Annotated in this window: 19 protein-coding genes and 1 tRNA gene; 8 read left to right on the forward strand and 12 right to left on the reverse strand. The window is 52.2% G+C overall.

Annotation, left to right across the window (positions count from 1 at the left end; all coding sequences use genetic code 11):
- Positions 1-29: 29 nt before the first annotated feature.
- From IE117_RS01930 to IE117_RS01940, 3 genes are read right to left on the reverse strand one after another with little or no spacing between them, the layout of a single operon-like run.
- A complete protein-coding gene (locus IE117_RS01930; RefSeq protein WP_189562665.1) occupies positions 30-1,685 on the reverse strand; it encodes a hypothetical protein in 1,656 nt (551 codons plus the stop codon).
- A complete protein-coding gene (locus IE117_RS01935; protein WP_189562666.1) occupies positions 1,682-3,865 on the reverse strand; it encodes a hypothetical protein in 2,184 nt (727 codons plus the stop codon). Before IE117_RS01935 ends, IE117_RS01930 begins: the two co-directional genes overlap by 4 nt.
- Entirely contained in the window at positions 3,862-5,055 is a 1,194-nt protein-coding gene (locus tag IE117_RS01940; protein WP_189562667.1) for a BatA domain-containing protein, read from the reverse strand. The genes IE117_RS01935 and IE117_RS01940 overlap by 4 nt, the downstream gene beginning before the upstream one ends.
- A 234-nt stretch (positions 5,056-5,289) precedes the next feature.
- Here IE117_RS01940 and IE117_RS01945 point away from each other — a divergent pair, with 234 nt between their 5' ends.
- Complete coding sequence (locus IE117_RS01945; RefSeq protein WP_189562668.1) at positions 5,290-5,442, forward strand: DUF8506 family protein; 153 nt, start codon at positions 5,290-5,292, stop codon at positions 5,440-5,442.
- A 12-nt stretch (positions 5,443-5,454) separates the two neighbouring features.
- Here IE117_RS01945 and IE117_RS01950 read toward each other — a convergent pair whose 3' ends face one another.
- Positions 5,455-6,315: a DUF58 domain-containing protein gene (locus IE117_RS01950; protein ID WP_189562669.1), complete on the reverse strand. Its 861-nt coding sequence runs from the start codon at positions 6,313-6,315 to the stop codon at positions 5,455-5,457.
- Positions 6,316-6,451: 136 nt separating this feature from the next.
- Here IE117_RS01950 and IE117_RS01955 point away from each other — a divergent pair, with 136 nt between their 5' ends.
- Complete coding sequence (locus IE117_RS01955; protein WP_189562670.1) at positions 6,452-6,934, forward strand: hypothetical protein; 483 nt, start codon at positions 6,452-6,454, stop codon at positions 6,932-6,934.
- Positions 6,935-6,949: 15 nt separating this feature from the next.
- The gene (locus IE117_RS01960) at positions 6,950-7,672 is read left to right on the forward strand and encodes a hypothetical protein (RefSeq protein WP_189562671.1); all 723 of its coding nucleotides are present in this window, start codon (positions 6,950-6,952) and stop codon (positions 7,670-7,672) included.
- A gap of 11 nt (positions 7,673-7,683) precedes the next feature.
- Here the strand turns inward: IE117_RS01960 and IE117_RS01965 are convergent, their stop codons facing one another.
- On the reverse strand, positions 7,684-9,180 hold the full coding sequence (locus IE117_RS01965) for an FAD-binding domain-containing protein (protein ID WP_189562672.1): 1,497 nt from the start codon (positions 9,178-9,180) through the stop codon (positions 7,684-7,686).
- 68 nt (positions 9,181-9,248) lie between these two features.
- Between IE117_RS01965 and IE117_RS01970 the strand changes: the two genes are divergently transcribed.
- Positions 9,249-9,677, forward strand: coding sequence for an ABA4-like family protein (locus IE117_RS01970; protein WP_189562673.1), 429 nt, complete (start codon positions 9,249-9,251; stop codon positions 9,675-9,677).
- Between the two features lie 29 nt (positions 9,678-9,706).
- Here the strand turns inward: IE117_RS01970 and IE117_RS01975 are convergent, their stop codons facing one another.
- Complete coding sequence (locus tag IE117_RS01975; RefSeq protein ID WP_189562674.1) at positions 9,707-10,414, reverse strand: head GIN domain-containing protein; 708 nt, start codon at positions 10,412-10,414, stop codon at positions 9,707-9,709.
- Between the two features lie 193 nt (positions 10,415-10,607).
- Between IE117_RS01975 and IE117_RS01980 the strand changes: the two genes are divergently transcribed.
- The 4 genes from IE117_RS01980 (at position 10,608) to IE117_RS01995 (ending at position 14,848) form a co-directional block, all read left to right on the forward strand.
- Positions 10,608-11,816 (forward strand): thioredoxin family protein, encoded by a 1,209-nt coding sequence (locus IE117_RS01980; protein WP_189562675.1) that lies wholly within the window; start codon positions 10,608-10,610, stop codon positions 11,814-11,816.
- Positions 11,817-11,974: 158 nt separating this feature from the next.
- Complete coding sequence (gene ffh / locus IE117_RS01985) at positions 11,975-13,297, forward strand: signal recognition particle protein (protein WP_189562676.1); 1,323 nt, start codon at positions 11,975-11,977, stop codon at positions 13,295-13,297.
- A 3-nt stretch (positions 13,298-13,300) separates the two neighbouring features.
- Entirely contained in the window at positions 13,301-13,786 is a 486-nt protein-coding gene (locus tag IE117_RS01990; RefSeq protein ID WP_229580179.1) for a hypothetical protein, read from the forward strand.
- 111 nt (positions 13,787-13,897) lie between these two features.
- Positions 13,898-14,848 (forward strand): D-2-hydroxyacid dehydrogenase, encoded by a 951-nt coding sequence (locus tag IE117_RS01995; protein WP_189562677.1) that lies wholly within the window; start codon positions 13,898-13,900, stop codon positions 14,846-14,848.
- Here the strand turns inward: IE117_RS01995 and IE117_RS02000 are convergent.
- From IE117_RS02000 to IE117_RS02025, 6 genes are all read right to left on the reverse strand, one after another.
- Positions 14,845-15,723: a MerR family transcriptional regulator gene (locus IE117_RS02000; RefSeq protein ID WP_189562678.1), complete on the reverse strand. Its 879-nt coding sequence runs from the start codon at positions 15,721-15,723 to the stop codon at positions 14,845-14,847. The two genes, IE117_RS01995 and IE117_RS02000, sit on opposite strands and share 4 nt — an antisense overlap.
- Positions 15,724-15,791: 68 nt before the next feature.
- Complete coding sequence (locus tag IE117_RS02005; protein WP_229580181.1) at positions 15,792-16,454, reverse strand: carotenoid biosynthesis protein; 663 nt, start codon at positions 16,452-16,454, stop codon at positions 15,792-15,794.
- A gap of 50 nt (positions 16,455-16,504) precedes the next feature.
- Positions 16,505-16,580 (reverse strand) — tRNA-His (locus IE117_RS02010).
- 102 nt (positions 16,581-16,682) lie between these two features.
- The gene (locus tag IE117_RS02015) at positions 16,683-17,288 is read right to left on the reverse strand and encodes a superoxide dismutase (RefSeq protein ID WP_189562679.1); all 606 of its coding nucleotides are present in this window, start codon (positions 17,286-17,288) and stop codon (positions 16,683-16,685) included.
- A gap of 64 nt (positions 17,289-17,352) precedes the next feature.
- On the reverse strand, positions 17,353-17,829 hold the full coding sequence (locus IE117_RS02020) for a nucleoside deaminase (protein ID WP_229580183.1): 477 nt from the start codon (positions 17,827-17,829) through the stop codon (positions 17,353-17,355).
- Positions 17,811-19,307, reverse strand: a complete 1,497-nt coding sequence (locus IE117_RS02025; protein ID WP_189562680.1) for a sulfatase family protein — start codon at positions 19,305-19,307, stop codon at positions 17,811-17,813. The genes IE117_RS02020 and IE117_RS02025 overlap by 19 nt, the downstream gene beginning before the upstream one ends.
- Positions 19,308-19,313 lie beyond the last annotated feature (6 nt).

Raw genomic sequence — 19,313 nt, forward strand, 5'->3', positions numbered from 1 at the left:
GCTGCAACGTGACTAGCTTCTACTTCGCATTATAGTTTCGGCTCCACCCAAAGTGCTGTGCAACTCATTACAAATAGCACCAGCCAAATCCAATCGTCTACCTTCTGTTGTCGCTGCGGTTTAGAACTTAGAGTGACAGCCGAAAACCGCGCCGCCCGCTGCGCCCGAACGTAATCGTTCATCCGGCGGGTCAGGAAAAGAGCGGATGTCGAATCTTCCACAAAGACTTCGGCCGAATCACCCAGCGCCAGCCAGCCCGCTTGTCCGAAAAAGTACTGAGACTTTGCTGAATATTCATTTAGTGGAGAATATGACAGTGCAAGCGTATCCTGACCGACTTGAAGCTGCCCAGGTAGTTGCAGGTCAGCATTGATAAGAATATCCCCCGAAAGGCATTTGAACAAAGGCGCCTCTGCCAATAACATACTTTTCAAAGGCGGCTGCACCTGCGCCAAAATCGTATCCCAGACTTTGGCGTAAGCCACACTGTCGCCACTAAGTTTGAGGGGAAAGGTTTCATTCAGCAGACTCACGCCCACTTTACCGACCTTACGCCAGACTGCCACGGGGTAGTTGGGCGTTAGCAGTTGCGGCAGTGATTCATTAAATTTGTAGGGTAAAGCGGTTAGGTTCGGCTGCAATCGTATCAAGGTCTCGGTGGTATTCCTCCTTACGGAAAAGCCCGTTCCCAACGCGCGGTTGATGATGGCAAAGTTCGCTTCGGGCTGAGTTGTACCGATGAAGAGCACGCTTTTTCCGGCGGCCAGGACTTTTTTTACCTGACTATTTGCGGCATTACTGGCATCGGTGATAATCACATCCGGCAATGCGTCTTTTTCGACGCCTTCGTTGATGGTGGTACTTTGCTGAATACCCTTGGAGACGGTCGTATTTATGGTTACGGCGTCCCCCCGGCGGCCCAACCATTCCGCAAGAGTGCGGCTCTCAAAATCGGGGTTGTCCAGAATAAATTGGTAAGAAAGTACCGGGCGCGGGCGAACGAAAAAGCGGAGTGTATCCACGAAAGTACTTTCAAGGAAAAGCTCTATCGAAGTACGGCCCTCGCTGAATGCGGGAAAAGTAAGCGAAAAGGATTTTTGCTTCTCGGAAATCTCGACGCTATCCAGCGTTTCTCCCGCGTATTTTATTTTGATCCATTGTTTTTCAGAAGTGTTCACAACTCCGGAAATGCGCTGCCATTCACCCTGCCGGAGGATACCTTGCCAACTGAGGTTTTGAATTTGATTTCTCGTAAAGTACGGTTGCCAATCCACTGCCCCAGAACCAATTTGTGAAAGCAGGTCAGCGGCAAAGTCCTGCCCCAAAAGGGTTAGCGAATCAAAGTTGTTCACTAATTTTTTCTTCAAAAACTCCTGCGCTCCGAATCGTTCTTTTAAGCCCAGGCTGTCCTGATATTGGCGGGCTACAGCATTGGGTACTTCTTGCCCGACCAGCATAGCCCGGCGAGAATCCGTGGTCGTAGTCCAGGTGGGCTGCATAAAGTACCCCAACAACACCAGCCATAGCAACAGATTGAGTAGCCCTTTAATCCATTTCCGACGCGGCGGCAAAGTCTTGTTTTTCCACAAAATTCCGGCAACTACCGTTAGAAAAGCCGCCAGCAAAATGAGCAAAACCCAGTGTAAGAAATCAGAAGAATTGAAGGGAGAATCGAAAGAAATCATAAAAGGCGTCGCCAGAAGGCGGCTTCCAGTTTCGGGTCGCTGCGGTGGGAGGAGGTAGTCTGCCAGGCTGGGTTGGCTAAGGGCATAAGAAATGCTTTTGCTCGCGTTTTCTCCTTGTCAGAGAGTTTTTTTCCACTCGCCAGTTTCTGCAGGTCGCCCAGCACTGCCCAGTTCTTTAGCCCGCTGTTGATTGTAGTTTCGGCCAGTTGGGCACCCACTTGCTGGACATCCCGCTGCTGCGTCGCCGATAATTTGGGTAGTTCCAGATACCCAAGTACCCGGCTCACCTTGACGGCCAGTTGCTCACGTTCGTAGCTCCGTTCCTGTCGGTAGCGTTCGTTGATTTTGTCGAGTTCGCCCGTCAGGCGGGTTTCCTTGATTTTCAGGGGCGGCGGATCGAAGCCACTTTTCTTGACGTAAGTACGGGCCTTTTGCTGGGCGGTTTTGAGATATTCCAGCGCCTTGTTTTCAAAGGGTAATGCCTTCTCGGGTTCGTACAGACGCAGGTGTAGTTCCGACTGCCACATTTGTTCCAGCGCCATTTTTAGCAGAGAGCGGGTAGATTGTTCGTGAAAAGTATTCACCTCTGCGTCATCGTGCGCATGAACATACTGCTCCATCAGCGCGGCCAGCGGGTCCTGCGACTCGGCCGGCGAGGTAGAGCCGTGATCGTGATCGTGTGATGGCGTTTCTACTACCGCCGCGTGTTCTTCTTCGGTATCATGCTTGTGCATGAATCCTTCCAGCGAGGCTCCGCCGCCGTCATGTTCATCCGGTGGACCTCCACCGCCAATATTCGTTTCGAATTCTTCTCCCAAAAACTGCCCGTAACGCAGCCGAAGTACTTTCTGATCGAAACCGATTTCATTAGAGGTAGATTTGAATTCTTTGTCGCTGATTTTTTTGCGTTTCGCGATCAGCTTTTCCGTGTCGATGATAATCTGCCGTTGCGAGCGGAAGTACTCCGGCATTCGGTTCACGGCCATCGTCGCCAGTTCGGATTCTTCCATCCGCGTAGTGTCGCGATACACAATGAAGTAGGTATCCGACTTGGTGAAATTGGCTTCCGGCTGACGGTTGTCCACGGCGGCCCAATAGTAGTACAATTCGTCGCCGGGCGTGAAATCCAGCGCTTTCAGGTCAAGTACTTTGGTGAGATTTGCTTCCCGGAAAGTACTTGGATTCAGCGGCAGACGAACTTCCCGGAACTTCACGTTCTCGCCCGAACCCCGCGCCAGCGTGGCAACGATGAATGCGTTCTGCACCCGAAAGTCGTCGGAGATTTTGGCCGAGACAGAAACCTTTTTGGCGTCGTTCAGTAAATGATATCGGTAGAGTTCCTTGCTCGCGGGCGTAATTTTGGGTGGCAAATCGGGCTGTGCTTCCAGCCGATAAAACTCCGACTGCCACACCAGCGAATCGTCCCGGTAGGCTTTCAGGTTATAAATGCCCGAATGCAGTAGTCGGTCGCGGTACTCATAAGTACCTCCTTTTTTCTGGAAAATATTCCCCTGACTTTTGCCGTCCGATAGCCGCAGCGAAATGCCTGCCGCGTTCGCGAGTTTGACCTGCCAGGCCAGCCGCGAACCACTCAGCGCCGCCACATTTAGATCCGTGGATTCGGAAGCCCGCAAACCTGAATAAGCCGGAGGTTGGACAGTCACTTGCGCCGATTGCAGACTGGGCGGCAGTACTTCCTGCTTTTCCGTTTTTTGATTAAAAACCTTTTGCTCCGTTTTATCGATTCTGCTTTTTGACTCAAGATAAGGTACCGTCAGCCGAAATAGAACTGCTCCCAGTAGCAGCAGAGCATAAGGCCAGAGCTGCGCCCGCCAAACGCTTGGTGGGGTTTGGCCTTCGATTTGGGCATACAATCGCTCCAGCTGCAATTGCTCCGCCAGATTCAGGTTTTCCTTGTCCAGCAACGCCAGGCTGTATTCGGTGCCTTGTACTTTTTGGTGAATGAGGGCGAAGGCTTCCGGTTTTTTGGGTTCGTAAATTTTAGTAATAAAAGTACCCGCCAAAATCGCCGCCACTGTGGCGGCCATCTGAATTACCAGCGAATCCGTTAAGGCCGAAGCGATTATCAACGCCGCGGCAGCCAGCAACGCGCAACGCAGCAGAGCATTGGCGTACAACTGGGTTCGGACCGAAGCAATCAGGCGGTGGAGTTCGCTCATGCGTTTCTTGTCAGGGCAACAATTCGCTCCAAAATAACAAGAATGAGCAATAGGATAAAAATGATTTGCTGCGTAGAGGCCGAAAAATTTCCGGCCATTCGGGTAGCAGGCGTAAATAAAGTCTGCCACTCCGCTGCGCTCATGGGCGTAGGATTACCCTTGATTTTCCAATGGTCCAGCAGTTGCTCCCCCAGCCATTTGGGTAGTTGACCGTCGGCGACCAGTGACGAAGCCTGTGGCGTCAGTTTTTCGGGGAAATATACGACATTCGGGTAGGCCGACATTCCTGCCTGATTCGTTACTAAGTACAACGTTGCGGGTTGCGGTGCGGCGGGTTTTGTCTCCGTGACAACCACATATGACGGACGAGCCATATTTTCCTTTTCCGCTACTTCGATTTCCAGATTGTAGACTTCGCCAAAGGCCCGCAATGCGGCCGCAGCGGTTTTGCGTTCGAGGGGATTTTTTAAGTCGATTGTGGCTCTGAGCGTTCCTTCGGCTATAGGCTGCGCCGCGAAAGTCACGGCAGGATCGTCGGAATCCGTAGCCAGGCGATTACTGGCATTGACGTAAAGCTTTTGATTATCCGTAACGAGCCGGTAGTTGCGAATACTTTTCCCAAGCGTATCGACCACTGCGTGCAGACGGAATTTGGCGGGCGTTTGGATAAAAGGCAGAGGGTTCGGGAGCCGCTCGTTTTTAATATAAAGGTGTAGTTCCGCTCCTTCCCGTGCGATTTGATTCAGGGATTTTTGTAAAAGTACGGTATTCCAGGCGCTACGTTCGGCGAGTGGTACTTTGAGTTCGTCGGCAGCGGGCGTCGTAGGTGTCAGCCAATACATCTCTTCGCCGTCGCGTCGGGCTTTTTCCAATTCGAAGCGGTAGTTGTTCACCACAAAATCATCAGGCTGCACGAGGTGGATTTTTTGTAAAGTACCTGCTCCACTTTTACTATTAAAAAGGGGCTCACTCAACAAGAAAACCAGCGTGAGTACTACCAAACAGCGCAGCGCCAGCAACAAAAGTTGATCCAGCCGCAACCCCCGCCGCGACTGCTGGTTTTTCTCGAACAGAAATCGCGTGGCGGCCCAGGCAATGACCTTCCCCTTTTTCTGGTGCCAGAAGTGGAGGGCAATCGGGATGGCGATGGCCAAAGTACCCCAAAGGAGAGCGGGTTGGAGAAATTGCATTGCTTTGAACGTTCGCTTGCTTTTGGGTCGTGAAGATAATGAAAGTGCCGGACGTAATTGAACGTCGCTATTATCGAGGCATAAAGAATTTATTCGATATATACCTACCAATTGTGGAGGGGGTATTTATTTATGATAATTCGGATGGTGAACCCGAACTTTTGGCACAAAAAACGGTTGATGGAAATCTTGTAGTTTTGAATAATTTGAAATTTAAAGAAATAGAAAATTACTATGACTACCGTTGAAGAGCAAATTGAATTGAGAGATAAGATTCAGACGGGTCTAAAAAAAACCTACGAAAAACTCATCGAGTTTAAAAAGAAGAAAGGCACTGACCTTGTGGTGATGCGCGATGGAAAAATCGTGAGAATAAAGCCTGAGTAGATTTTTTTACTTCTATCGCTTCACCAGAAAATCCCGCAAAACTACCGCGATAGGGTCGCTCAGTCGGGCGCGAATCAGATGCACGTGGGGTAGTCGCAGGGCTTCTTCCAGATCGTCCAGGTACTTCGTGGCATTCTGGCGAAATGTTTCGCGTACCGCGTCGGCTTCGAGTTCTACTTCGCGGCCTGTTTCCAGGTCCTGAAAGCGGTAAAAACCTTTCAGGTCAAATTCCATTTCCTGGTCACCCAGAATTTGGAAGATAACTACCTCCCGTCGCGGATTGGCGATACTCTTGATAAAGTCGATCCATTCATCGCCGACCTGCCACAAGTCCGAAACGAAGACAAGCATTTCCTTTTGCCGGGTGTAGAATTCCGGGAAAGTACCCGCTCCGTTCCGCCATTCGCCGCGCGCCTCAGCTTTTTCCAGACCAAACAAAATCTTCTGAAACGCCTGCTTGCCTGCAACGGCGATGGTCTGCAAAGTACCCTCTTGCAGGGCGTACAAACTCATGGCATCACCTTGCCGATAACCCAGATACGCCAGCGACGCCAGCAGAATCCGGGCGTAATCCAGGCGGCTGATTGCCTGTTCGGCGTAGTTCATGGAGCCGGAAAGATCCAGCAAAAAGCGGATGTGCAGACTGCTCTCCGTGGCCGACTCGCGTACCTGGTGTTTGCCCGTACGGGCGTAGAGTTTCCAATCGATGCGCTTGGGATCGTCGCCGGGCTGGTAGTGGCGGTATTGCTCGAATTCCACGCCAACGCCGGAACGCCGGCTGCCGTGAATGCCCAGCCAGAGTTCTTCACTGACCAGTTTTCCGGCCAGTTGGAGGTTGTTGAGTTTGATAAGATCGGCAGCGAGGTGGGGCATGATCGCAAATGTAAGGTACCTTGAGTAGGAAACTAATAGTAGCGCTTATTTCTCTGATAGACAAAGTCGGACTTTTCAGATATATTGCTGCTTTATAGGATACATAGGAAATATTAAATCATATGTCCGCCAAGCTATGAAAAAAATAATCCACACCTTCTTTTTCCTGGGTGGGATGGTAAGTCTGGCAGGCTGCTACGACTGCGGTCCGAGGGCTGAACCTACCATTAGTCTTTCGGTTTCGCGCAACGACACTCCCACTTCTTCTCTACAAAGAGTCAGTGCCGTTGGGGTGAAATCCGATTCTCTCTTCCGGCAGTTTAGAATAAAAGGAGGCAGTGGCTCGGGGCAACTCCCGCTTTCGCTGCTGCAGGATAGCACGACCTATCTGTTCTATTTTGCGGACCGGGTAGATACCTTGACACTCTTTTACAAAAGAATCTTCGATACCCGCAGCGAATGCGGTTACTATCTGGACATCGCCGAACCGGACGGGCCGCGTTTCCATAGTACATTCGGCAATACTACGGCTACTTACTACCCCTACACTGGCAAGGTGGAAGGACTGAATGGCAGCGGTGCGTACGGAATTTTGGTCGACGCGACTAGTTACAACTAGATACTTCATTTTAGCATGAAAGAGATTTCGCTTTTTCTGTTCTGTATCGCGGGAGCAATGGTTTCTCATCTGGGTTTTGGTCAATCGGTCGAAATAGACACTATTTCTTCCGTTCGGTCTGATTTTTCTGGCCAGAAGAGATTTACCGTTGGTCTCGATGTATTTAAAAATGTGCCCTTCCTGGCATTTAACAATAACCTTCCCCTACCAGCGGGCCAATCTGCCCGGCTGCACAATCGCGGCATTGTAGAAATAGTACTGCGGGGAGAAATTAGCGATAATTTTTACTGGAACGGACTCGCAGGTTTCACCAGGGCTGAGGTTACAGATCCCGAATCCATCGCGCGGCGGCAGGAGGTAGTTGGCTGGTACGGAAAGGGTGGCGTGGAATGGGCTTTGGGCCAGAGAAAGCGACACTCCAAGTTGGGCATCAGAGGGATGCTTACCTATAATCGGTACGCCACGGATTTATTGTACGAAGGCCCATCCTTCGGCGACTATCAAACCCGCGATGTGGTGAACAACTTCGGCATCGGATTCGAGCCTTACTACGCCTATGATTTTTTTCTCGGGCCGCGTTGGCTGCTGCGCTGGGAAACGCGCTGGAGCCATCACTTGCGGGTAATTGGTAAGGGTGAAACCCCCTACTATCCCGGCGTGGGCGTGTCATTTGGTCTCTATGATTACGTAGTTTCGGGTGGAAGTACGCTGCAGCTTCACTATCGCTTCCGGCCCTGACGGACATCCTATTACCAGCGTTGCCGGCGACCCGGTACCACGTGCCGCTTCAAAATTCGTTCGCCTTCTTTTTTTACCTCGGGTAGTTTTCGGAAGGCCCAAACCCGCTCACGCGCGGTACGATGGGCTTCCGTAATCGCCACGATCGGTTCGGGGTAATCGACGCCGATATGGAAGTTGTACATTTCCTGCTCCATGGCGGTCATTTTCCAGGGCTCATGGAGGAAGGCGGGCGGACAAGCGGCGAGTTCGGGTACCCACTTCTTGATAAAAGTACCTTCCGGATCGTGATCGTATGATTGCTTTACGGGATTGTAGATGCGCACGGTATTGACGCCCGTCACGCCCGTCTGCATCTGGAACTGCGCGTAGTGAATACCCGGCTCGAAGTCCAGGAAAAGCGTTGCCAGATGCACCGCGCCGGGCTTCCAGGGTTGCCACAGCAGGTGGGTGAGGAATGACACCAGCATGGCCCGCATCCGAAAATTGAGGTGACCCGTTTCGTGCAGGCAGCGCATGCAGGCATCCACCAGCGGAAAACCCGTATGCCCTTCGGCCCAGGCTCTGAATAGATCTTTGTCAAAAACCTTCACCTGCGCATCGTAGGCGCGATTGACGTTCTCGAACTCGATGCGGTCTTCACTCTCGAATTTTTGGATAAAATGGCAATGCCACCGCAGGCGCGATCCGAAGGCGATCAGATTACGGCGCGGGATGAGCTCCTCGCGTAAGGCTTGCTTATACCGCTGGAATACCATCCTGACCGAAAGGTTCCCCCAGGCCAAATACGGCGAAAGTCGTCCGCTACCCCGCCGACTGGCTTCGGGCTTGGAGATCGTGCGGCTGTAGTCGGTAGCCCGCTTTTGAAAAAAACTGCTCAGATAACGATGCGCTGCTTCCTCACCACCCGGCTGAAACTCACGGCTGCCGGAAATCTCTGCCGGAAGATCTGGTAGATTCTCCCAATCGGCTGTTTCATGGGATAGTTCAATCCGGGCCGCGTCGTACATCAGGCGCGGCAGGGCGGGTTGCGGAATGGGAGCGTTCATGTAGGTGTGCCAGTCTTCTTTCCAGGTCTTGCGGTTGGGCAGGCCGCGCTGTACACCGTTGTGCTGGTACTCGTGCCAGGCTATGCCCGCTGTTTGACAAAAATCGGCTACCTCCTTGTCGCGATCGTAGGTAATTTTCAAGCCCGTTTCTTCGTGGGAATAGAGGGCGGCGATAGGGTACTTTTGACGAATTTCCTGCAGGATCGGTACTACTTCGCCCGCCAACTGCCGGATTTGGGTATCGTATTGTTTGAGTTGCTCATCGAGGCAGCGTAACGATTCGCCCACAAATCGCCAGTGCCGTGCGGCGTAGTGCGGATCTCGTAGCAGGGATGGCTCCCAGATGTAGAGCAACAGCACCGAATCGCCGTTTTCCAACGCCGATTTAAGCGGAGCGTGATCCTGCAGGCGCAGGTCGCGCTTAAACCAGACGATATGGAGTGGATGTGGAGCGTTCATTTACAAAAATCCAACCGGACGATGGATATTTTGTTTAAATTTTCGTTCCCAAACAAATTCCCTCTCCTATGACCCCAGACACCGCCTTCCAAATCGCCAACGCTCTCGTGCTGCCGCAATGGCTGCTCATGGTGGTGGCCCCTCGCTGGTCCGTGACGCAGTTTTTGGTGAAATCTTTTTTGATTCCCGTCGTGCTGGCCGTTTTTTACGCCTTTTACATATTTGCCGGAGGTCCGCCCGACTTTGGGGCATTCAGCACACTGGAAGGCGTAAAGGGCTTGTTCCAAAACGGAGGCGACGGGGTAATGCTGGCGGGCTGGATTCACTACCTGGCTTTCGACCTCATCGCCGGAAGCGTGGTACTTCGTGATGCCCAAGAACGCGGTATTCCCCATTGGTGGGTGGTCGTGCCGATCCTTTTCTGCTTTATGCTGGGGCCGATTGGGCTGCTGCTATACTGGATCGTGCGGACGGCTAAAACCAGGAAACTAGCATAGCGCGAACCAAACTTTGCAAATCCGCCCCCTCAGCGCTTCTTTACATCGCCGCCGCCCGACGAACTCTGGTTAACTTCCTGCGGATCGCCATAGTAGTAGACGCTTCCTGCGCCAGAAGCGCGAGCCGTAAGCCGCAAGTCGGCAAATACATGAACGTCGGCTCCCCCGCTGGCCGTTGCTTTCACGACATCGGCGCGGAGGTCACGCGCTTTGATGTCGCTGCCGCCTGAAGCCGAGACTTGCAGTTGAGAAGCCAAACCTTTAAGGTAGGCATCGGCACCACCAGAGGTATTGATCGTCATATTTTTGACATCAAGTTCCAGCCGCACATCGCTGCCGCCGCTAGCCTGGCAGATCATTTTCTCCGCCCGCAGTACGCCTTCTGAATAAACGTCGGAGCCTCCCGATGATTCCAGGCGTTCCAGCGACCGGACGGTCAGGTAAGCTTTCAGGGTTTTCGCCTGAACGAAGGTTTTATCGATCGTAAGCGTCAGCGTACCGTTACTCACATCCGAAACAAAATATTTCAGGAGGTTCTCGTCGGCTTCCAGGGTCAGCTTCTCATTGTCACCCTGGCGTATGTAGAGGTCGATGCCCTTGTTGACTTTCACGGCTCGTACTTCGCGGATCGAGCGGTTTTCGGATTTGATCACACCATTGCCCCGTAATTGCGCGCGCGCTGGCAGCAGAAGAACGAACAGGAATAGAGCAGAGAATAAAGAAAATGAGCGTCGCATGGTCATGATTAATTTAGGTTGCTTTGCCAGTTGATGCACAGAAGTGAACTTTGGTTGCACCGCGGGCCATTTTTCCTGCCAATGTTATGAATGATTAATTTTATGTGACCAAAGTAAATTCCGTATATTTTTATGGCAAAAGCTTATTTATTTGTAGCTTTATAGTCAAAATACGACTCAAAATCTGCACTTTATGAAAATCCTTCGTATCCTTTTGCTGCTCACCTGCTCAGGGTTTACTGCCCACGGACAAATCGATTTCCAGCGAGCTTCCTGGGAAAAAATCAAAGCCCAGGCTAAGGCCGAAAACAAGCTCATTTTCGTGGATGTGTTCACGACCTGGTGTGGTCCGTGCAAGATGCTCGATAGTCAAGTATTCAGCGACAAAGAGACGGGCCAACGGATGAATGCTTTTTTTGTCAATCACAAAGCCGACGCCGAGTCGGGTGGCCGCGGGATTGCCAGCAAATACGGCGTGAATGCCTACCCGACGGGCCTTTTCCTGGATGCGGAGGGGAATTTGATACACAAGTTCGTTGGGTTCCGGCCCACCCCCGAATTCATCGCCGAGGCAAATCAGGCGCTGCAAGCGACCGAAAACGGACGGATTTTCACCCTGTATGAAAGTGCCTTCCAACGGGGCAACTACAACGCCGAGGTGGTGTATGCCTACTTCAAGTTCCGTCGGGTGTACAGTCTTCCAACCCACGAATTGCTGGAAAAGACCTTAAAGAAAATACCTGACGATTCGCTTCGGCTCCCTGCCTGGCAAAAGGTGGTGTTGGAAAACACACAATGGGCCGAGGGCAAAGGATTTAACTTTCTTCTAACGCAGAGGGAAACACCCAACATCAAGAATAAACTCAGTTATATTATCAGCAATACCATTCACAAGGCACAGGAAGAGAAGGACAAGAAGCTGTTTCGTAACACGCTATCCTTCGTGGACACTATTGAGACACCGGAAGTGGCCCGCGAGCTGAAAACACGCTACACCATGGATTTTTCGGCTGCCACCAGGGACTACGATGACCTGGCAGACGCGGCAGAGCAGTACCTTGAACAGGAAATTATCCCGGCTATCTCGGACGAAGCCCGGCAACAGAACCCTGATGACTACCGCAAGGCACTCGACCAGTTGACCAATGTCTGTTGGATGTACAGCGAGTACGTTAAGAAAGACCGCCTGACCAAAGTATGTGACTGTGTAGCCGAAGTTATTAAAAAAGAAAAGAATCTCGTGCTGCTAAGCCACTACGCCTCGCTACTTTATAAACAGGGCGACTATGATAACGCCATTGCCGCCCAAACTCAGGCTGTGGAAATTGCCCGTAACAATAACGATGAAAGCCTCGATGAGCACGAAGATAAGTTGAAGCGAATCAAGCGGAGGAAGTTGTAAATGAAGAGGAAAAGAAGGTCAGAGGCGTTATAAGTAATCTGACCAACTTTTTCTTCTTAACTTTGTCAAGAATTAAGAGTGAAGCGAGTATTGACATTCACTGAATGTCCGACATTCATTACCACCACGGGCTGCCCCGTCATTATAATTGATCCCCCATGTTTGAAAGCTTACAGGATAAATTAAACTCTGCCTTCCGTACTCTCAAAGGCAAAGACCGGATATCGGACATCAACGTGGCCGCCACAACCAAGGAAGTGCGCCGCGCTCTGGTAGATGCCGACGTTAACTTTAAGGTTGCTAAGGAAATTACCGACCGCATTAAGGAGAAAGCGCTGGATCGGAAGATTCTGATCTCGGTGGAACCGGGGCAGATGTTCGTCAAGATCGTGCAGGAAGAGCTGACCGAGCTGATGGGCGGCACCGCCGAGAGTATCGATATCAAGGGCGATCCCGCCGTTGTGCTGATCGCAGGTTTGCAAGGTTCGGGTAAAACGACTTTCTCGGGCAAGCTGGCTTCCATGCTGAAAAAGCAGGGGCGGAACGTACTGCTTACGGCCTGCGATATTTACCGTCCGGCGGCCATCGAGCAGCTCAAAGTGCTCGGCGAGCAGATTGGTGTGGAGGTTTATTCAGAGCCGGAAAATAAGAATGCGGTCGAGATTGCGACCAACGCCATCGCCCACGCCCGTAAGACTAATAAGAAAATCGTGATCGTGGACACCGCCGGACGCCTGGCCGTGGACGAGGTAATGATGCAGGAGGTCGAGGACATTAAGAAAGCCGTGAAACCGACCGAAATTCTGTTCGTGGTGGACTCCATGACGGGGCAGGATGCAGTCAACACCGCCAAAACCTTCAACGAACGCCTGAATTTCGACGGGGTGGTACTTACCAAGCTCGACGGTGATTCGCGCGGTGGTGCGGCGCTGTCCATCCGGCAGGTAGTTGAGAAGCCCATCAAATTCATTAGTACGGGCGAAAAAATGGAGGCGCTCGACGCCTTCCACCCCGACCGTATGGCCAGCCGTATCCTCGGCATGGGCGATGTGGTATCGCTGGTGGAACGCGCCCAGCAAGCCTTCGATGAGGATGAAGCCAAGCGCATCAACGCCAAGATGCGGGCTAATAAATTCGACTTCGACGATTTCCTGGGCCAATTGCAGCAGATTAAGAAGATGGGCAACATCAAAGATCTCGTGGGCATGATCCCCGGCATGGGCAATGCCATGAAGGACTTGGATGTTGACAACGATTCTTTCAAACCCATTGAGGCGATCATCCAGTCGATGACCAAGAAGGAGCGTGAAACCCCTACCATCATTGACGGCAGCCGCAAGAAGCGCATTGCCAATGGTAGTGGAACTTCCGTACAGGAGGTCAATAACCTGCTCAAGCAGTTTGACGAAATGCGGAAGATGATGAAGAAAATGAACACGATGCAAATGCCCGCTGCCATAAAAAGTGCCGTGCGGCGTTAAGCGGTGGGGCCATTCAAAAGGTATATCCTAATCGCATTTGTCGTTCTGAGTTCCCCGCGGGTTGCCAACGCTCAGGGCTCTGCATCGTATTATCCATGGAGTGGCTTACTGGCGTTCAGTACCAATCCCCGGAAAGCCATCTGGCTCGATACCCGCGTCCAGACCAACTCTCTTTTCAGTAGTCTGAGTGTGGATTTGCTGCCATTGATCAACTTGAAAAGGGGAGAGGTGGCGCAGTGGTACTTGGGCGGTGGGCTGCGTGTCAATCCGCTCTACCGTATTGCCGATCCCGACGCCCGGCTGATCACAGTGGATGGTTACTCCATCAACTTTGGCGTGCGGGCTTCGCCTTTTCCCCAGAAACGACAGATTCAGATCGCCCTGGAACTGAACCCATACATTACCGATGGCTTTTCCAGCGGTGTGCTGAAAAGCCATTTCGGAGTAGCGTATGTTTTCAGGAAACGGGAGAAAAGCAAGGACGAATAGCGGCGGGGTTTCTTAGTAGGTGGAGTAGAGAAAGAAAGTAATGTCTCTTTATCAGAAGACTACCAGAAGTACCTCAGGATTCTCGCACTTTGCCCCTTTTACCACAGAAAGATGAATATCACCTATCTCGACGGCCATACCCTTAACCCTGGCGATCTCAGCTGGGGACCACTTGAAGAGCTCGGGAATTTTACGGTTTATGAACGCACTGACTCCGAAGATATCGTGGACAGGGCGTCCGACGCCGACATTATCCTTTCCAACAAAGTGGTATTATCCGCCGACATCCTGGCGCAACTACCCAAACTCCGATACATCGGCGTGACCGCTACGGGCTACAACAACGTGGATCTCGCGGCAGCCCGCAAGCAGGGCATTGTCGTCACCAATGTGGCTGGGTACAGCACATCCGCCGTAGCGCAACACACGTTTTCATTACTGCTGGGCTTAACCAACCATACCGAACTTCACAGTCAAAGCGTCCGGGCCGGTGACTGGACAAATGCGGCTGACTGGTGCTACTGGAAAACGCCTCTGGTAGAAATTGCGGGTAAAACCATCGGACTCATCGGTCTTGGGGATATCGGGACGCAGGTCGCCCGCATTGCGCTGGCCTTCGGCATGCGTGTGCTGGCGCATCGCAAGAGTAAAGCTTCGGCGGGCGTAGGGATCGAATTGGTAGAGTTGGATGAGTTGTTTCGGGAAAGCGATGTGGTCAGCCTGCATTGCCCCTTGACCGACGATACAAGTGGAATTATTAATGCCGGTTCGCTGGCCAAAATGAAGCCCTCGGCTTACCTCATCAACACCGGACGCGGTGGGCTAATCAACGAGCAGGATTTGGCCGACGCCCTCAACGCCGACAGAATAGCCGGTGCCGCCGTGGATGTTCTGTCCACCGAGCCCCCGAAGGCCGACAATCCGCTGCTTACGGCTAAGAACTGTCTGATTACACCCCACGTGGCGTGGGCGTTCTTCGAGTCGCGGCAAAGGCTCATGCAGATGGTGGCCGATAACATTATTGCTTTCCAAAAAGGCCAGCCCACCAATGTCGTCAGCTAGGAAGCCGCGAGCTGAATCAAATCCTGGATCTTATTGATCAGAATCACGTTCGGGGCCGTCTTTATGCCCTGCCCTACTATTTGATAGCCTGTAAGCAGAATGGTGGATTCCGGAAACTCGGCGGCCAACCTGTCCACATAAGGCTGCACATCGTTGCCTGCGGGTACCGACGTGATGGCAGCGAAGATGTAATCGGGACGGTGAATTTTATGGGCAAACTCGATTTCGTGAAAGGGTAAGCTCTGGCCCAAATACACCACTTTGTTATTGCGGGCGCGAAGGATGTAATTCGCAAACAGCAGGCCCATTTCGTGGAGCTCCCCCTCGGGTAGAAAAAGCAGGAAAGTTTTTGACTGTGGTGTCTGCCGAACCACCTGGCCGTCGATGGCGACAATTATTTTCTGCCGGATGAGGTTCGAGATAAAATGCTCCTGCGCGGGACCGACCGACCCGGTAACCCAAAGCGTACCTATGCGACTCAGGAACGGGTAGATGATATTGATCATCGAGTCCTCAAACCCAAATTTCAGAATATTGGTACTGATGATTTTTTCGAAACGTTCCTCATCCAAATCCAGCATCGAGAGCGTCAGGGCGTGAATTTGATCAGGGTAGCTGAGCTTGCGATCCGAAATAGCGACTACCTCCGCGTGCATCTGCTCGGGAGTCATTTTCGATATCTTGGAAATCTTATAGCCGTGAGCTTTGAGCAATGAGATATTCAGGACCAGCTTCATGTCCTGATCGTCATAGGTTCGGATATTGGTGTCCGTGCGTTGCGGCTCGATGATGTTGTAACGCTGCTCCCAAATCCGCAGTGTGTGCGCTTTGATGCCCGATAACTGTTCCAGGTCGCGGATTGAATAACTGCTCATGCCTTATAAAAACGGTGAGGGTGACTTTGAGTAATAACTTCCCCGCATCCCGATTGTTCAGCCCGGCCTCAATTGAAAGCGTGGATCAGGCTATTTAATCCAAAAAAAAGGAACTGCAAAACAAGCAACAACGGGGCCAGACTATTTTCTTTTCGGAAGGGTAGTTTGTAAAACAGAAAAAAAAGCAACGCCGAAATTCCATACCAGGCCAGGTAGTTCTGAAGCGGAATGGCACCAGCTTGCCATTGCCAGAAGTCGAGCCGTATTGCTATGGGTTCAATCACGAAATCCAGCAAAGTCATCAGGCCCGCTGCCAGCAGAACTTTTGCAAGTAGGGGTAAAGACAAGCGGTTGATCACGCTGCCGCAGAGGTAGCTGAGCATTAGCCAATTGGTCCCTATGACGAGAGGTACTTCCGCTATTTTGAACCCAAGGGCCTTACCATAAGCGTACTCGCCAAAAATAACGCCTGTATGTACTCCGGCTACTTCTACCAGAAAGCCCACGGTGAAAGCCACTATGCAGTACGCCCAAAAAGAAAGCCGAAAATCCGTATGAAAAAGTAGTAGCAAAATCAGCGATGCCACCAGGTTGAGTGGCGTGAGTAGCTGAAAAAGGGGAGCCGAGGCTGGTACGTTCAGGCCGATCAGCCCGGCTAGGTACATTAGCGGCAGAATAACAAAAATCATCCTGCGAGCGACGGGTGGCACGAGCGGCAAATCGTGAGGCATGGGCAAGGCTAAAATAAAAAAGACCCCGACGAGTGGGGTCTTTAAAAAGGGGGAGAAAGACGGGGTTCGAACCCGCGACCTCCTGAACCACAATCAGGCGCTCTAACCAGCTGAGCTACAATCTCCGTTTTTGGAAGCGCAAAATTAGGCAAAAGGTTGGCAGCTTGCAAAATTCTTTGATAGATTTTTCACAAACTGCCAACCTTTTTTTTATTGACCGCGCTATGACTAGGCGGCGTTGTAGTTGGTTTCGGCGGCCTTCCAGTCCACCACGTTCCAGTAAGCGTCAATATAGTCAGGACGCTTGTTCTGGTATTTCAGGTAATAAGCGTGTTCCCACACATCGAGGCCGATAATGGGCGTACCTTTTGTTTCGGCCAGATCCATGAGTGGATTATCCTGGTTAGGGGTAGATACCACGGCTAGGTCGCCGTTTTCGGTCTTGATCAACCATGCCCAGCCCGAACCGAAACGGCTGCCTGCTGCTTTCTTAAATTCTTCTTTGAAAGCGCTGAAGGAGCCAAATTTGGCATCAATCGCTTTGGCAAGCTCGCCGGTTGGTTCGCCGCCGCCGTCGCCGGAGAGGGTTTTCCAGAAAAAGGAGTGATTCCAGTGTCCGCCGCCATTATTGCGTACGGCCGTTGACAGCGTGCTCACCTTGGCCAGCAGCTCCTCCACGCTTTGGCCTGCCAGATCGGTGCCGTCCACAGCAGCGTTCAGGTTATTGACATAGCCCTGATGATGCTTATCATGGTGAATTTCCATGGTCTTGGCGTCAATATTGGGTTCCAGCGCGTCATTATCGTAGGGTAGGGGATCTAGGGTAAATGCCATTGTTAGTTGGTTTTATTAGGTTCAAAATATATTAATACTGTTTTTCTAACAGAGGATTCGGATTTTATGTTCTTAGGCCCCGGAAAAAATCAAGCAGCAGTCGACGGGACTCCTCAGCGAGGATGCCGTCCGCCAGCAGCGTTTTGGGATGGAGAATGGCTTTCGAAATTTTCGTAAAGCCCCGTTTTTCATCTGCCGCCCCAAAAACTACTCTGCCTAATTGTGTCCAAAAAATCGCTCCAGCGCACATGACGCAGGGTTCCAGGGTAACGTAAAGTGTGCAATCAGCCAGGTATTTTGCTCCCAGATACTCCGAGGCGGCAGTTAGAGCCATCATCTCGGCGTGGGCCGTCACATCGTGCAGGCGCTGGGTCTGATTGTAGCCCTTTCCAATGATCCGCTGCCGGCATACCACGATGGCCCCTACGGGAATTTCACCCTCTGCCGCCGCCTGCTCGGCCAGATAAAGAGCCTGCTGCATGAAAAACTCATCGGAGAGTGGGTTTATCATAAGAAAAGTACCTACTTGTTCGGAAACCATAGTTCGTCGAATGCCCGACTCAATCTCGGCAGAACGGCTTTCGCGCCGGGATCATCGGTGAAATGGGTGGTTTCGTAAGGATCTCGGGTCAAATCCAGCAACTGCACCTCGGTTTTATCATCTTCAGGCCAGGCATAGCGGATGTATTTATGCCGCTGCGCATCAACTACCATGCGCCCCACGGTACTTTCTACACCCAGGGTCTGCCGCCACGGCACTTTTTTGCCTTCAAGCAATGGGCGCAGGCTCCGGCCGCGTGGATCGGCCTTCGCGGTAATGCCCGCAAAGTCACAGACGGTAGGCAGCAGGTCCAGACCGCTGGAAACCAGATGCGTACTGTCCACAGTGCCCGCCCGAAGGTGTCCCTTCCACATGGCGAGGAAAGGAACGCCCGCCGACTCTTCATAGAGTAGTGACTTGTGTTCCAGGCGGTGGGCGGCGTCCATGTCGCCATGGTCGCTGGAATACAGGATAAGCGTGTTCTCTTCCTGGCCGCTTTCCCGCAGGGCGTTCAGGATAGTCTGGATTTGGCTGTCCACCGTTTCGGTCAGGCGGCAGTAGGCCCAGCGGTGAGTGCGCCAGTCCTTATCGGTGTATTGTTCGCGAGCTGCCTGCTGAAAATTGCGCGAGGCTATGTAGTTCTTGATCGCCCGGGGTTCTCCCTTTTGAGGTTCGTAATTGGGAGGCAATGGCGGACAGTACTTTTCGAAAAATTCCGCTTCCGACACCCCGGCAGGCCGCTTCATTGCCCGGTCGAGGGTTTCGATCTCCTCCGCTCCGGTACTGACCAGCCTCTTTTCCTGCTCCGTACTGGCGAAGTCCCGAATCGCCATATAACAGATATCGTGCGGATTGATTAGTGAAACTACCATGAAGTAGGGGTCCTTGGGCTGGGATCTGATATACTCAGCCGCCCGCTCAGCGAGTTGACCACGCTCATCGTCGGTGAAGTCCTCGAAGCCCTGCGCCTCCGGCGTTAGGGATGGAGGCAGGTGCTCTTTACCGCCAAAAAGAAGTCGATAGCCCGCTCGTTTCAGCCAGGTAGCCAGCGTGGTGCTCTCAACCTCCGGCGAGAGTTTCCCGATGCGCATCGCTCCTACATTTTCGGTCACGGGTTGGCCTTTATTGTCCCTGAAATAACCCGGCATCCGTCCGGTCATCAGGCTCACTCTGGCAGGAGAGCACACCGGATTGGTCGTGTAGGCGCGAGTGAAACGGACGCCGTTGGCGGCAAGGTAATCCATCGCCGGGGTTTTGAGCCAGGGATTGCCCGCCGCGCTCATCATATCACGGTGCTGCTGATCGGTGAAAATGTAGATGATGTTGGGTCGGGACGATGCATGGGGCACAGCCGGACCATGCTTGGCATTCCGGTTGGCCGCGCCCGTCCCTTTCTTCGTTGCAGCTACTTTTTCAACTTCCCGGGGAGGGAATAAAGTGCAGAAAGCCAGGATTACGGCAAAGATAGGGTAGGGCATGCATCA

The organism is Persicitalea jodogahamensis, from assembly GCF_014651615.1.
GTDB classification, from domain to species: Bacteria; Bacteroidota; Bacteroidia; order Cytophagales; family Spirosomataceae; genus Persicitalea; species Persicitalea jodogahamensis.